Here is a 13,539-nt window from a genome sequence, read left to right as displayed (position 1 = left end):
CTTCCTAGGCTGCCGAGGCGGTCTCGGCCGGACGGACCTCGGCGCCCGCGGGCTTCGGGATGAGGAACGACACCAGCAGGGCGACCGCGGTGATGCCCGCGCCGACCAGCATGGCACTCGTGTACCCGGCCGTCGACGTCCCTCCGGCGGGCGCGACGGCGATCTGGACGGCGGGGAGGACGACGAAGCTGAGGCCGGCACCCAGGTTGAAGGCGCCCGCGTTCAGTCCGGGCAGGAAGCCCGGGTTCTCCTTCGGCGACAGGACGATGCCCAGCCCGTTGAGCATGATGTTGCCGATGCCCGCGTAGGTCGCACCGATGAGGACGGTCGTCGCGATGAGGACGGGGAGCGAGTGCACGCCGACGAGCGCCATGATGACGATCGAGACGATGCTGCCGATGAGGCCGATGCGGAGCACGTTCAGGTAGCCGAGCGTGGGCGCGAGACGACCGGCGAACGGGCCGACGAGCCAGCCGACGAGGGCGTACGGCGTCAGGAACGCGAGGGAGGCGAGGTCGGCCTCCATGCTGAAGCCTGCGTCGACGTTCTGGGCGATCGAGGTGACGAGGCCGTTGGCGACGGCGAAGACCCCGGTCATGGTGAGCAGCGTCGTGAGCAGGAGCGCCCAGGTGCTGCGCTGGCGGAGGTGTCTCGTGGCGACCAGCGGTTCGGCGACCCGGTTCTCCACGGTCCAGAAGATCCCGAAGGCGACGAGGGCGACCACGATGAACCCACCGACGAGCAACCAGTTCGCCGCCGCGAGCTTGCCGGCCTCGTTGAACGCGGTGAGCAGTGCGGCGATCGACACGACGAGCGGGAGCACGCCCCACCAGTCCATCCTCGTGCCCTTCGAGGGCTGCGAGTTCGCGGCCCACAGGACGACGAAGACGATCGCGACGGCTGCGACGACGGCCATGGTCCAGAAGACGGACCGGAAGCCGTGGTTCGTGACGAGCCAGCCGCCGGCGAGGGCGTCGATCCCGGCGATGCCGCCGTTGACCGCGGTGATGAGCCCCATCATGGCGCCGTACCGCTTCGGGTCGGTGACCTCGGCGCGCAGCATGAGCAGGGTGATGGGCACGACCGGCCCGGACACGCCCTGGATGATGCGGCCGACGAACAACATCTCGACGTTCACGGCGAGGGCCGCGACGACGGTGCCGACGAGCATGACGACGAGCATCCCGGTCAGGACACGCTTCCGGCCGACGATGTCGCTGAGGCGGGGGAGGAAAACGGAGAACAGCGCCGCCGTGGTGAAGAACATGGTCTGCGACAGGCCGATGGTGGCGTCGTCGGTCTGCAGTTCGCGCGCCATGCTGACGAGCGCGGGGCTCAGCATGCTGGCGTTCAACTGGAACGCGATGCACGCGGCGAGCAACGCCGTCATGAGGGCGCCGATGCGGACGGCGGGCTTCGTGGAGTTCAGGAGGTCGCTCACAGCTCGATCTCCCCGATGTTCTCGAGGGCGTCGGTGACGAGGCCCCAGAAGCGTGCGTGGTCGAGTTCGGTCGCGGCCCAGGTGCTGCAGTCGTCCGGAGCCGGGCTGCGGAAGTCGGCGACCGTCATGCCGAGGGTGAGCGTGCCCGTGAGTTCGATGTCGATCGGCACCTTGACGGTCCGCACGATCGTCGGGTCGATCACGTAGGCGACCGCGCACGGGTCGTGCACGGGCGGGCTGTCGAAGCCCTGCGCGTCCTTGTAGGTGGTGCCGAAGAACTCGAGCAGCTCCTCGACGAAGCGTGCCGGGCCGGTGCCGATCGCGGCGATCCGCTCGACGACCTCCGGGGTGGCGAGGGCCTGGTGGGTGAGGTCGAGGCCGACCATGACGACGGGCCAGCTCTCGTTGAAGACGATGTGCGCGGCCTCGGGGTCGATCTTGATGTTGAACTCGGCCACCGCCGACCAGTTGCCGACGTGGTAACCGCCGCCCATGAGGACGACCTCCTTGACGCGCTCCACGATGCGCGGCTCCTTGCGGGCCGCGAGGGCGATGTTCGTCAGGCCGCCGGTCGGGACGAGGGTGATCTCGCCCGGTTCGTGCGACATGACGAGGTCGATGATGAGGTCGATGGCGTGCCGGTCGTCGAGGGCGATCGCCGGTTCGGGGAGGACGGGGCCGTCCATACCCGATTCGCCGTGGATGTCCGGCGCGTTCTCGAGCGGGCGCACGAGCGGGCGGTCGGCACCGGCGGCGAACGGCACGTCGGTGATCCCGGCGATGCGGGCGACGGCGAGGGCGTTCCGGGTGACCTTCGGGAGCGTCTGGTTGCCGACGACGGTCGTGACGGCGAGCAGCTCGATCTCGGGGTTGCCGTGTGCCAGGAGGATCGCGATCGCGTCGTCGTGGCCTGGGTCGCAGTCGAGGATGATCTTGCGGGGCATGGTTCTCCACATCGTTGGGGTGCTGGGGAAGCGGGCGACACGGCACGTAAAGCGCTTCAGGTCCGCCGGGAGCAGCCTATGTCAAGCGCTTTAGGTTCGCCAAACCGGGTCATTCGGCCCAGGGTTCCGCGGCCCCGATACGATCGACGAGTGCCCCTCGAACCGAACGATCCCCAGCCATGCGCCGCCCGTCGCGTCACCGCGGCGATGGTGGCGGAGCGAGCCGGGACGTCGGTCGCGACCGTGTCGCTCGTCGCCAACGGCAAGGATGCAGGGCATGTCTCGGCACAGAACGCCGAACGGGTGCGCCAGGCGATCGCCGAGCTCGGCTACGTCGCCGACCACGCCGCGCGGGCGCTCGCGAGCGGGTCGAGCAACCTGGTCGTCTTCGTGACACCGGATGCGTCGAACCCCTACTTCGGTGCGGTGATCCGGGGGCTCAGGGCCGGCCTCGGCGACGCGTACCAGCTGCTCGTGTCGGTGACCGGGGAGGGCGACGTGCCCACGGCGGCGGCGCTCGGCCGACTCGCGGCCCTCCGACCGGCCGGGGTCGTGGTCGACGCGCCGAGCGAGGCCTTCCTCGATGAGCTCCGGCTCGACACCGCGCTCGTGTTGCTCGACGCACCCCGCCTCCCGACGACGACGGCGGAGGCCTCGTCCGGTGCCGTCGCCGCCGACCGACGCGCCGTCTCCGTCGACTTCGACCTCCTCGGCGGTGTCCGGGCACTCCTCGACCACCTCCACGTCCTCGGTCACCGGCAGCTCGGGTACCTCGGTGGGCGGACGGCGACGGACACGTTCCTCCTGCGTCGACTGCTGCTCGAGCGTGAGGCCGCCGTGCGCGGGATGCGGGTGCACGCGGACGATCGAGCGGAGAGCATCATCGACCTCGAAGCGGCGGCCGCGGCGTTCGTCGACAGCTGGCCGCGGTGGCGCGACGCCGGGGTGACCGCGCTGGTCTGCGCGACCGACACACACGCGTACGGGGTGCTGCAGTCGGCGCGGGCGATGGGCATGCCGGTGCCGGGTGAGCTCGCGGTGGTCGGGTTCGACGATCTGGCGTCGTCGGTGGTGAGCGACCCGCCGTTGACGAGTGTGCGGTTGCCCGGCGAGGCGCTCGGTCGCGCTGGTGCGGAGCAGCTGCTCGCTCGGATCGAGGGCCGGACGGTGGCACCCGCCCCGGTGATCGGCGCGGACCTCGTCATCCGCGCCTCGACGATCGGCCGCTGAGGCGGGTCGACGTCCGCCTGACACCGCTCCACAACCGGGGCCCTCTGCGTGAGATCGTGGGATCCGGGCCCCGCACCTCGGGGCTCGACCCGGCCCTTCTACGCTCGGCGCATGTCCGATCGCTTCGTCGTCTCCGTCCCGCCCGAGGCCACCCCTCCTGATCCGCCGGGAGCGGAGGCCGACACCGAACCCGCGCGTGCGGGCGAGTCGCGCGGAGTCACGGCGCTCGCCGACTTCGGGGCTCTTGCTCCCTACCTCGCCGATCCGGGGGTCACCGACCTCTTCGTCAACGGTTCGTCCGGCCTCTGGCTCGACCACGGTGCCGGGCTCGTCCGTGAGGCGGGGTGGCGCTCCGATGAGGCGACCATCCGCGCGCTCGCGGTGCGCCTGGTGGCGAGGGGCGGGCGGCACGTCGACGAGGCGACCCCGTGCGTCGATGTGCGTCTGCAGGACGGCGTGCGGGTCCACGTGGTCCTCCCGCCGGTGTCGACGCGAGGGACGCTCCTGTCCATCCGGGTACCGCGGGACGAAGCGCTGGGGTTCGATGCGCTCCAGGCCGCCGGGATGTTCCCGGCGACGGTCGCCGAGCTGCTGCGCGACGCCGTCGCCGCCCGGACGAACATCCTCATCACGGGCGCGGGTGGCTCCGGGAAGACGACGCTGCTCGGCGCCCTGCTCGGTCTCGCCTCACCCGCCGAGCGGCTCGTCGTGATCGAGGACGTCGCCGAGCTGCGGATCCTCCACCCGCATGTCGTCGCACTCCAGTCGCGCCAGGCCAACCTGGAGGGTGCCGGCGGCATCGACCTCGAACGCCTCCTCCGCGAGGCCCTCCGCATGCGCCCCGACCGGCTCGTGCTCGGCGAGTGCCGGGGGCCCGAAGTGCGCGAGCTGCTGTCGGCGCTCAACACCGGGCACGACGGTGGTGCCGGCACCCTCCATGCGAACTCCGTGACCGACGTGCCCGCCCGCTTGGAGGCGCTCGGTGCGCTCGCCGGAATGAGTCAGGAGGCCGTCGCGCGTCAGGCGACGAGCGCGATCGGACTCATCGTGCATCTGGCGCGACTTCCTGTCGGCCGGCAGGTGGTCGCCGTCGGCCGTCTCCTGATCGACGAACACGACCGCCTCTCCGTCGAGGAGTTGCCGTGATGTCGTCACGCGTCCTGCGGCGGGTGCTCGCGGTGCTTCCCGGCGCGGCCCCGCCGGACGATGACGGTCCCGCTCGTGTGGCGCGCACCACCCGTCGCCTGGCCGTGCTGCTGGGTGCCGGCGTCGCGCCCGGCAGCGCCTGGAGGCATCTGGCCCTGGAAGCGGACGCCGATGCGCGGACACCATCAGCAGCGGTGCCCGACGGCCTCGCGACGGATGAACCGGACGACGAAGCCGGCCCGACGAGCGATCATCGGTCCGACGCGGCGGTGCTGTCCGCGGTGGCCGATGCTGCAGCGCATGGCGGCGACCTGCCGGCGGCGATCGCCGTCATCGCTGATCAGGAGACCGGTGCGGGCGCCCGGACGGCCTGGGCGGGCCTGGCCGCCGCTTGGCAGGTCGCTGCGATCACCGGCGCGCCACTCGGCGTCTGTCTGCGCGACCTCGCCGGGTCACTGCGCGAGTTGGACCGCATCGGTCGCGACGTCGGCACGGCGCTCGCCGGACCGTCCGCGACGGCGAGGCTGGTGCTCTGGTTGCCGCTCGTCGCCGTCCTCCTCGGGATGGCCCTCGGTTTCGACACGCTGCGGACGCTCTTCGCGACACCTCCTGGGCTCTGCTGTCTCGCGGCCGGCGTGGCGTTCCTCATCGTCGGTGCGCGCTGGAGTTCGGCACTCAGCGCACGGGCGGCCAGGCGCGACCCCGCACCGGGGTTGTCGCTCGACCTGGTCGCGGTGGCGATGGCGGGTGGGGGAGCGGCGCCGACGGCCCGATCGATCGTCGAGGAGGCGTGCGAGCGGTTCGCCGTCCCCTACGACGGTGCCACGATCACGGGCGTCCTCGCTCTGTCGGCCAGGGCGGGCATCCCCGCCGGCGAGCTGCTGCGCAGTGAAGCGGAGCAGCAGCGTGACCAGGCGCGGTCCGACGGCGAGCGGGCTGCCGCGATCCTCGCGACCCGCCTCATGATCCCGCTCGGGGTCTGCATCCTGCCGGCCTTCCTCCTCGTCGGTGTGGCTCCGCTCCTCCTCAGTGTCGTCACGTCCACGACGCTCGGCTTCTGACGCCCCGGACGCCGCCGACCCGCCGTGCTCCGATCGCGGGACTGCTTCAGTCGCGGGAGCGTGGCAGTGCGCGCCAGCAGCGTGCGCCGATGAGCACGGCGACGGTGATGATCACGATCGGCACGAGGATCCACGCGACGTCACCTGACCAGCCGACACCGATGCCGTCCGCGTTCGCGAAGGCGAGCACGTCGACGAAGAAGAACCGTGCGTGTGCTTCATCGAGCGTCGACTGCTCGACCACCGCGAGCATCCCGAGGGTGAACAGGGCGAACGAGAACCAGTAAGCGAGGATGGCGACGCCGCCCCAGACGACCCCGATCGACCAGGTCGGTCGCAACCTGGCCGGGTCGTCGGCGTAGCGGGCGGCCAGGGCACGTGGTGAGCCGAGGTCGGCCAGCGCGATCGTCATCGGTCGCCGATCGACCGAGAGTTCGTCGCGGAGCGATCGGATGATCGAGCGGCGCTCCCGCCCCGTGACCACGGCTTCGAGGTGCCAGTCGAGGCGCTGCAGGTACGAGTCGCGTCGCCAGCGGTCCGCGAAACTCAGCCCGCGTGCAGCGCGCTCGGCGAGCAGGTCGTCCGCTGTGGGGCGCTTCTGATCGATCATGCTGATGCTCCTTCAGGGTCGATTCCTCGTTCGGCGATGTCGGTCATCGCCCTCCAGCGGGCGATGGCGTCGAGCCTCGCCGCGTCTCCTCGTTCGGTGATCGTGTAGTACTTCCGTGCTGGGCCGCCCGATGAGGCGACCCGACGCGCGGTCACCAGTCCGTCGCGTTCGAATCGGCTGAGGACCGGATACACGACGCCGGTCGCCAGATCGGCGAGACCGAGGGCTCGGAGCCGCTCGACGAGCTCGTACCCGTAGGTCTCGCCGCGGTGCACGGTGGACAGGATGAGCATCGGCAACACGCCCCGGAGGAGTTGCGAGTCGCGAGCCGCCAACTGTTCATCCATGACTATTACTCAAGCATGAATAGCGAGTGATCGCAAGACGAGCCCGCTCCACAGCCGGCGTGCGGGCTCGACCCGTCGTCATCTTCACTGCCGACGGCCGGCAGCCGGAGGGGATCGCCGAACATGGAGGTGTTCGTGCCACGAGCGCAGCACTCCGGTGCGGGGAAGGAACATCATGATCACGATCGGTCGTCGAGTCGAGCAGCGTGTCACGCGCGAGGCGCGGCGCGTCCTGCAGGACGAACGGGGGTCCGCCACGGCGGAGTACGCGGTGGCCACGATGGCGGCCGTCGGCTTCGCCGGGCTCCTCGTCGCCATCCTCCGCGGAGACGAGGTGCGGGGCATCCTCACCGACCTCATCCGACGAGCCCTGACGGCGAACGGTTGAGCCGTGCGGCTGAAGGTACCGACCTGCCGTTCGGAGGACGGCGCGGTGACCGCGGAGTTCGCGGTGGTCGTCCCGGCCGTCGTCCTCGTGCTGGCGATGGGGCTCTCCGCGGTACAGGTCGGGCTGACCCAGCTCCGCGCGACCGACGCGGCGGCGGACGCCGCCCGGAGCCTGGGGCGAGGCGACGACGCCGGGACCGCGGCGGGTCGGGTCGCCCGCGTCCTCCCGGGGGCCACCATGACGAGCGTCGTGGAGGGCGACCTCGTGTGCGTGCGGGTCGACGCTGACGGCGGATCCGGCCTGGCCGGCGTCGTCCCGGTGTCGGCATCCTCGTGCGCCATGCGTGACGGCCGATGAGCGTGAAGTGGCGCTGCCTGGTCCTCCGCGCGAAGAACGGGATCCAGGAGGAGACCGGAGCCGGGTCGGTTCTCGCGGCAGGCGTCCTCGGCGCGCTGGTCACCGTCCTCCTGGCGACCCTGCCCGTGGTGACGCTGTTCGCCGCTCATCAGCGAGCCGCGAATGCAGCCGACGCAGCCGCGTTGGCGGCAGCCGACACCGCGTCCGGCCGTCTCCCAGGCTTCGCCTGCGAAACTGCTCGCATGGTCGCGGCGCGCAATGCCGCGTCGCTCGGCACCTGCAGTGTGGAGGGCGTCACCGTCCTCGTCGACGCCACTGTCGACACGGCCTTCGGCGCCATCACGGTCGCCGCGAGAGCCGGACCTCCGCCGGAGGCCTCCGGCGCAGTCGTCGGGGTGCCCGTGGCCGCCACCTATTAAGAGGTAGCGGTGCGATCGGTCAGCCTTGACCGGAGTCGGTCGTGAAGACCGCCTCCAGGAAGCGGTAGTCGACGGCGCTCGGGGCGCCGGAGTCGTCGTACTCCTCGCCGGTCGTGCGGGCGTACCGGTAGACCTTGCCGGCGGTGCCGCTCGGCACGTCGACGGTGGGCGTCGGTGATCCGTGGTCGCTGAGTCGGGCGCTGATCGTCTTGCCCTCCAGTGGACCGTCGGTCAACTTCACGGTGTAACTCGTCTGGGTACTCATGGCAGACATTCTGCTCCGAACGCCGGAGAACGCAAGGGGATGGACACGCGCGTGGCCGCCCCACGATTGGACAAGCCTGCTGTGCACGTGTGTATGGTGTGCCTGATGGAAGGAGCCTCGTGGCAGGCAAGAAACTCGTGATCGTAGAGTCACCGACCAAGATGAAGTCGATCGCCGGATATCTCGGTGACGACTACGAGGTGCTGTCCTCGGTCGGTCACATCCGCGACCTCATCGAGCCGAAGAACCTTCCCGCCGAGCTCAAGAAGGGCTCGCTCGGCAAGTTCTCGGTCGACGTCGACAACGGCTTCGAGCCGTACTACGTCGTCTCCGACGCGAAGAAGAAGACCGTCGCGGACCTCAAGCGCGCACTCAAGAACGCCGACGAGCTCCTCCTCGCGACTGATGAGGACCGCGAAGGCGAAGCCATCGCGTGGCACCTCCTGCAGGTCCTGCAGCCCAAGGTCCCCGTCAGCCGCATGGTCTTCCACGAGATCACCAAGGACGCCATCCTCGCTGCGAAGGACAAGACGCGGCCCCTCGACACCGACCTCGTCGACGCCCAGGAGACCCGCCGGATCCTCGACCGCCTCTACGGGTACGAGATCTCGCCGGTGCTCTGGCGCAAGGTCGGCCCCGGGCTGAGCGCCGGGCGCGTGCAGTCCGCCGCCACCCGACTCGTCGTCGACCGGGAGCGCGAGCGTCTCGCCTTCCGCGCCGCCTCCTACTGGGACGTCATCGCCCGCTTCCTCCCCGAAGCCGACGCCACCGGAGCACCCTTCACCGCGCGTCTGGTCCGGCTCGACGGCGACCGCGTCGCCACCGGCCGCGACTTCGACGACCTCGGCCAGCTCAAGGGCAGTGCCGTCCCGCTCGACGAGCAGCGTGCCACGGCGCTCGCCGCAGCACTCGAGCAGTCGAAGGCGACCGTCCTCTCCGTCGAGTCCAAGCCGTACTCCCGCCGGCCGGCGGCACCGTTCACGACCTCCACACTCCAGCAGGAGGCCGGTCGCAAGCTCCGGTTCTCCGCTCGCCAGACGATGAGTGTCGCGCAGTCGCTGTACGAGAACGGCTACATCACGTACATGCGTACCGACTCGCCGTCGCTGAGCAAGCAGGCGATCGACGCGGCTCGGAAGCAGGCTGCTGCCCTCTACGGTGCCGAGACGGTGCCCGACAAGCCGCTCCTCTACAGCGGCAAGAGCAAGAACGCGCAGGAGGCGCACGAGGCGATCCGTCCCTCGGGCGACACGTTCCGCACGCCGTCCTCGCTCGCATCGACCCTCCGCGGGAACGACTTCAAGCTGTACGACCTCATCTGGAAGCGCACCGTCGCAAGCCAGATGGCCGACGCGAAGGGCTCCACCGCGACGATCACGCTCGAGTCGAAGACCGACGTGGGCCGTGCCGAGTTCACCGCGTCCGGCACCGTCATCACCTTCCGCGGCTTCCTCGCCGCCTACGAAGAGGGCCAGGACGAGGACCGCAACTCTCAGGACGACGCGTCCGAGGCGAAGTTGCCGCCCCTCACCGAAGGCCAGCAGCTCGGCATCGAGGACCCGGAGGCGAAGGGGCACGAGACCTCGCCGCCCCCGCGCTACACCGAGGCCAGCCTCGTGAAGCGGCTCGAGGAGCTCGGCATCGGCCGACCGTCCACGTTCGCATCGATCATCTCCACGATCATCGACCGCGGCTACGTGACGCAGCGCGGCCAGGCGCTCATCCCCAGCTGGGTGGCGTTCAGCGTCGTCCGTCTCCTGGAGGAGTACTTCGAGGAACTCGTCGAGTACGACTTCACCGCTGAGATGGAGAACGACCTCGACCGGATCGCCGGCGGCTCGGTCGACCGCGTCGACTGGCTCAAGGGCTTCTACTTCGGCGACGATTCGGGTCGCGGCCTGCGTCAGGTCATCGACAACCTCGGCGACATCGACGCCCGCCGCATCAACTCGATCGTCATCGACGACGGGGTCACGCTCCGCATCGGCAAGTACGGCCCGTACCTCGAGGTCACGCCCGACGGTCCGCCGCCGGCCGAAGGAGAGGAAGCCCCGACGCCGCGTCGGGTCAACCTGCCTGAGGACCTCGCGCCCGACGAACTGACGCCCGCGAAGGCGCACGAGCTCATCGACGCACCCGTCGTCGGCGATCGCGTCATCGGCGTGAACCCGGCGACCGGCAAGGAGATCGTCGCGAAGGACGGACGCTTCGGCCCGTACATCACCGAGGTCGACCCGGAGCCCGAGGCGGAGCTCTCCGTCGACACGGCGACCGGCGAGGTGACCGAGCCGGCAGCGGGTGCCAAGAAGAAGGCCCCCGCCAAGAAGAAGGCGGCAGCCGAGAAACCCCGCACCGCGTCGCTCTTCAAGTCGATGGACCTCGCGACCATCGACCTCGAGACCGCGCTCAAGCTCCTCGACCTGCCGCGGGTCGTCGGCGCCGACCCCGAGTCGGGTGAGGAGATCCTCGCGCAGAACGGTCGCTACGGTCCGTACCTGAAGAAGGGCACCGACACCCGGTCGCTCACCTCCGAGGACGACATCTTCGCGGTCGACCTCGCCGGTGCCGTGGAGCTGTTCGCGCAGCCCAAGTACGGAGCACGGAAGGCGTCGAGCGCCCTCAAGGAGTTCGAGGCCGACCCCGAGAGCGGGAAGCCGATCAAGATCAAGGACGGCCGCTTCGGCGCCTACGTGACGGACGGCGTGACCAACGCGACGATCCCTCGTGGCGAGGAGGTCGACGACGTCGACTTCGAGCGAGCGGTCCAGCTCCTGGCGGACAAGCGCGCGAAGGGCCCGGCGAAGCCGAAGGCCGGTCGCAAGGCTCCCGCGAAGAAGGCACCCGCGAAGAAGGCTCCGGCCAAGAAGACCGCCGCCGCGAAGACGGGGACCGCCAAGACGGCGGCCACGAAGTCCGCGACGGCCACGTCGACCGCCCGTTCGGAAGCTGCGAAGAAGGCTGCCGCGACCCGCGCCGCGAACAAGGCGGCTGCGGCGAAGGCCGACGCCGTCACGTGAGCGGGGGAGGACGCCCTCGGGGCCTGTTCATCACCCTCGAGGGCGGTGACGGCGTCGGGAAGTCGACGCAAGCGCGACTCCTGAGCGACTGGTTCGAGCAGCAGGGACGGACGGTCGTCCGGACCCGTGAGCCGGGCGGCAGTGAGCTCGGTGTCGAGATCCGCGAGATCGTGCTGCATCACCGGGGCGACATCAGCCCGCGAGCCGAAGCCCTGCTCTACGCGGCGGACCGTGCTCACCACATCGCCACCGTGGTGCGCCCGGCTCTCGCGAGGGGCGAGGTCGTCCTGCAGGACCGGTACCTCGACTCGTCGGTCGCCTATCAGGGCAGCGGACGCGTGCTCGACGCGCAGCAGATCCGCGACATCTCGCTCTGGGCCGCCGAGGACCTCCTGCCCGACGTGACCGTCCTGCTCGACCTGGACGTCGCCGTCGCCCGCGGTCGTCTCGACAACGCCAACAAGCGCTTCGACCGGCTCGAGGCCGAGGCGCAGGACTTCCACACCCGGGTGCGGGAGTCGTTCCTCGCCCTCGCGGCCGCAGAACCCGAGCGGTTCCTCGTCGTCGACGCCGCGCTCCCGCCCGAGCAACTCGCCGCCGACATCCAGGCCCGCATCGCGCCGCTCCTCTGAGCGCCAACCGTTCCGATCCCTGAGTCCACATCCCTCCGGTCCCTGAGCCCACACCCTTCCGGTCCCTGAGCGCACACCCTTCCGGTCCCTGAGCACACACCTTTCCGGTCCCTGAGCCTGTCGAAGGGCGCACACCGTTCCGGTCCCTGAGCACACACCTTTCCGGTCCCTGAGCCTGTCGAAGGGCGCACTCCGTTCCGGTCCCTGAGCCCACACCCTTCCGGTCCTTGAGCCTGTCGAAGGGCGCACTCCGTTCCGGTCCCTGAGCCCACACCCTTCCGGTCCCTGAGCCTGTCGAAGGGCGCGCATGTGTGGTCGGCACTTCGACAAGCTCAGTGACCGTGGGTCAGCTCAGTGACCGTGGGTCAGCTCAGTGACCGTGGGTCGGCTCAGTGACCGTGGGTCGGTTCAGTGACCGTGGGTCGGTTCAGTGACCGTGGGTCGGCTCGGTGACCGTGGGTCGGCTCGGTGACCGTGGGTCGGCTCGGTGACCGACGCGCACCCCGCCGGCTCAGGTCGGTGCCGCCCGGTATCCTGGAGGTATGGCTTCCTGGACCGACTTGACGGGTCAACGCGACGCGATCGAGCTCCTCCAGTCGGCGTCGGACCCGGTCACGCCCAAGGGCCTCACTCACGCCTGGCTCATCACCGGGCCGCCCGGTTCCGGCCGGTCGACCCTCGCCTACGCGTTCGCCGCCGCGCTGCTCAGTCGTGAGCCCGGGGGCGACGACGTCACCCGTCGTCAGGTGGAGGCGCGCACCCACCCGGACCTCTCCGCCCTGAGCACCGATCGCGTGATCATCACGATCGACGAGGTCCGCGACCTCGTCCGGAACGCCTACCGCGCGCCGTCCGTCGGTCGCTTCCGCGTCATGGTCGTCGAGGACGCCGACCGCATGACCGAGCGCACCTCCAACCTCCTGCTGAAGTCGCTCGAGGAACCGCCGAGCAGCACGATCTGGGTGCTGTGCGCACCGAGCGAGGCCGACCTGTTGCCCACCATCCGGTCGCGCGTCCGCTCGGTCCGCCTCGGTGTCCCCACCATCGACGATGTCGCCGAGCTGCTGGAACGACGCGACGGTGTGGCGCCCGACCTCGCCGAGCGTGCCGCCCGCGAAGCGCAGAGCCACGTCGGCATGGCCCACCGCCTCGCGACCGACCCCGGCGCACGGCAGCGCCGTGAGTCCACGCTCCGTGCAGTGCTAGACATCCGGAGCGCCGGCCAGGCGGTCGTCACCGCGGGTCGCCTTCTGGAGTTGGCGGGCGACGACGCGAAGGCGTACACCTCGCTCCGCGACGAGGCCGAGCGGGAGAGCACCCTGCGCTCACTCGGCGTCGAGCCCGGTCAGTCGGTCCCGCCGGCCCTCCGCTCGCAGGTGCGGGCGATGGAGGAGGACCAGAAGCGGCGCGCCACCCGCAGCCTGCGCGATGGTCTCGACCGGATCATGGTCGACCTGCTCTCGCTGTACCGCGACATCGTGCTCCTGCAGCTGGGGCACGACGCCACGATCATCAACCGTGAATTGCGTCCGGAACTCGAGGAAGCCGCTCGCCGGACGACGCCTGCGGTTACGATCGAAACCTTGGAGGCGATCTCCGTCGCCCGCACACGAATCGAAGGGAACGTCGCCCCGGCGCTGGCCTTGGAGGCCATGCTCGTGTCGGCGGTCCGGTAGGGAGCC

Annotated in this window: 14 protein-coding genes; 9 read left to right on the top strand and 5 right to left on the bottom strand. The window is 70.3% G+C overall.

Going from position 1 to position 13,539, the window contains the following annotated elements; translation table 11 throughout:
* Positions 1 to 4 precede the first annotated feature (4 nt).
* Both uriT and uriH read right to left on the bottom strand, forming a co-directional pair.
* On the bottom strand, positions 5 to 1,441 hold the full coding sequence (gene uriT / locus B9Y95_RS13535) for a uridine transporter UriT (RefSeq protein WP_412458825.1): 1,437 nt from the start codon (positions 1,439 to 1,441) through the stop codon (positions 5 to 7).
* Positions 1,438 to 2,385, bottom strand: coding sequence for a uridine-preferring nucleoside hydrolase UriH (gene uriH, locus B9Y95_RS13530; RefSeq protein WP_079003118.1), 948 nt, complete (start codon positions 2,383 to 2,385; stop codon positions 1,438 to 1,440). The genes uriT and uriH overlap by 4 nt, the downstream gene beginning before the upstream one ends.
* 150 nt (positions 2,386 to 2,535) lie before the next feature.
* Between uriH and B9Y95_RS13525 the strand changes: the two genes are divergently transcribed.
* The 3 genes from B9Y95_RS13525 (at position 2,536) to B9Y95_RS13515 (ending at position 5,822) form a co-directional block, all read left to right on the top strand.
* Positions 2,536 to 3,615 (top strand): LacI family DNA-binding transcriptional regulator, encoded by a 1,080-nt coding sequence (locus B9Y95_RS13525; protein WP_327083101.1) that lies wholly within the window; start codon positions 2,536 to 2,538, stop codon positions 3,613 to 3,615.
* 111 nt (positions 3,616 to 3,726) lie between these two features.
* On the top strand, positions 3,727 to 4,761 hold the full coding sequence (locus B9Y95_RS13520) for a TadA family conjugal transfer-associated ATPase (RefSeq protein ID WP_085512421.1): 1,035 nt from the start codon (positions 3,727 to 3,729) through the stop codon (positions 4,759 to 4,761).
* Positions 4,761 to 5,822, top strand: a complete 1,062-nt coding sequence (locus tag B9Y95_RS13515; RefSeq protein WP_085512419.1) for a type II secretion system F family protein — start codon at positions 4,761 to 4,763, stop codon at positions 5,820 to 5,822. The genes B9Y95_RS13520 and B9Y95_RS13515 overlap by 1 nt, the downstream gene beginning before the upstream one ends.
* A 46-nt stretch (positions 5,823 to 5,868) precedes the next feature.
* On the opposite strand, the gene B9Y95_RS13510 is transcribed toward B9Y95_RS13515, so the two are convergent.
* Together B9Y95_RS13510 and B9Y95_RS13505 are read right to left on the bottom strand one after the other, a co-directional pair.
* Positions 5,869 to 6,432, bottom strand: coding sequence for a hypothetical protein (locus B9Y95_RS13510; protein WP_234994108.1), 564 nt, complete (start codon positions 6,430 to 6,432; stop codon positions 5,869 to 5,871).
* The gene (locus B9Y95_RS13505; protein ID WP_085512417.1) at positions 6,429 to 6,779 is read right to left on the bottom strand and encodes a PadR family transcriptional regulator; all 351 of its coding nucleotides are present in this window, start codon (positions 6,777 to 6,779) and stop codon (positions 6,429 to 6,431) included. Before B9Y95_RS13505 ends, B9Y95_RS13510 begins: the two co-directional genes overlap by 4 nt.
* 175 nt (positions 6,780 to 6,954) lie before the next feature.
* On the opposite strand from B9Y95_RS13505, the gene B9Y95_RS13500 reads away from it, so the two are divergent.
* From B9Y95_RS13500 to B9Y95_RS13490, 3 genes are read left to right on the top strand one after another with little or no spacing between them, the layout of a single operon-like run.
* On the top strand, positions 6,955 to 7,167 hold the full coding sequence (locus tag B9Y95_RS13500; protein WP_085512415.1) for a DUF4244 domain-containing protein: 213 nt from the start codon (positions 6,955 to 6,957) through the stop codon (positions 7,165 to 7,167).
* 45 nt (positions 7,168 to 7,212) lie between these two features.
* Positions 7,213 to 7,524, top strand: coding sequence for a TadE family type IV pilus minor pilin (locus B9Y95_RS13495; RefSeq protein WP_159453408.1), 312 nt, complete (start codon positions 7,213 to 7,215; stop codon positions 7,522 to 7,524).
* Positions 7,521 to 7,943 carry an Rv3654c family TadE-like protein gene (locus B9Y95_RS13490; protein ID WP_085512412.1) on the top strand — a complete coding sequence of 141 codons (423 nt, stop codon included), beginning with the start codon at positions 7,521 to 7,523 and terminating at the stop codon, positions 7,941 to 7,943. Before B9Y95_RS13495 ends, B9Y95_RS13490 begins: the two co-directional genes overlap by 4 nt.
* A gap of 19 nt (positions 7,944 to 7,962) precedes the next feature.
* Here the strand turns inward: B9Y95_RS13490 and B9Y95_RS13485 are convergent, their stop codons facing one another.
* Positions 7,963 to 8,208, bottom strand: coding sequence for a hypothetical protein (locus B9Y95_RS13485; RefSeq protein WP_064294660.1), 246 nt, complete (start codon positions 8,206 to 8,208; stop codon positions 7,963 to 7,965).
* A 161-nt stretch (positions 8,209 to 8,369) separates the two neighbouring features.
* On the opposite strand from B9Y95_RS13485, the gene topA reads away from it, so the two are divergent.
* The 3 genes from topA to B9Y95_RS13470 all read left to right on the top strand — a co-directional run bounded on the left by topA (position 8,370) and on the right by B9Y95_RS13470 (position 13,533).
* A complete protein-coding gene (gene topA / locus B9Y95_RS13480; RefSeq protein WP_085512897.1) occupies positions 8,370 to 11,225 on the top strand; it encodes a type I DNA topoisomerase in 2,856 nt (951 codons plus the stop codon).
* Positions 11,222 to 11,857, top strand: a complete 636-nt coding sequence (gene tmk / locus B9Y95_RS13475; protein ID WP_085512410.1) for a dTMP kinase — start codon at positions 11,222 to 11,224, stop codon at positions 11,855 to 11,857. Before topA ends, tmk begins: the two co-directional genes overlap by 4 nt.
* Positions 11,858 to 12,399: 542 nt before the next feature.
* The gene (locus B9Y95_RS13470; protein ID WP_085512408.1) at positions 12,400 to 13,533 is read left to right on the top strand and encodes a DNA polymerase III subunit delta'; all 1,134 of its coding nucleotides are present in this window, start codon (positions 12,400 to 12,402) and stop codon (positions 13,531 to 13,533) included.
* The last annotated feature ends 6 nt before the right edge of the window (positions 13,534 to 13,539 follow it).

The sequence above is a fragment of the Plantibacter flavus genome (genome assembly GCF_900177615.1).
GTDB classification, from domain to species: Bacteria; Actinomycetota; Actinomycetes; order Actinomycetales; family Microbacteriaceae; genus Plantibacter; species Plantibacter flavus.
The sequence above is the reverse complement of the archived record's forward strand: the minus strand, read 5'-3'. Positions and strand labels throughout refer to the sequence as shown.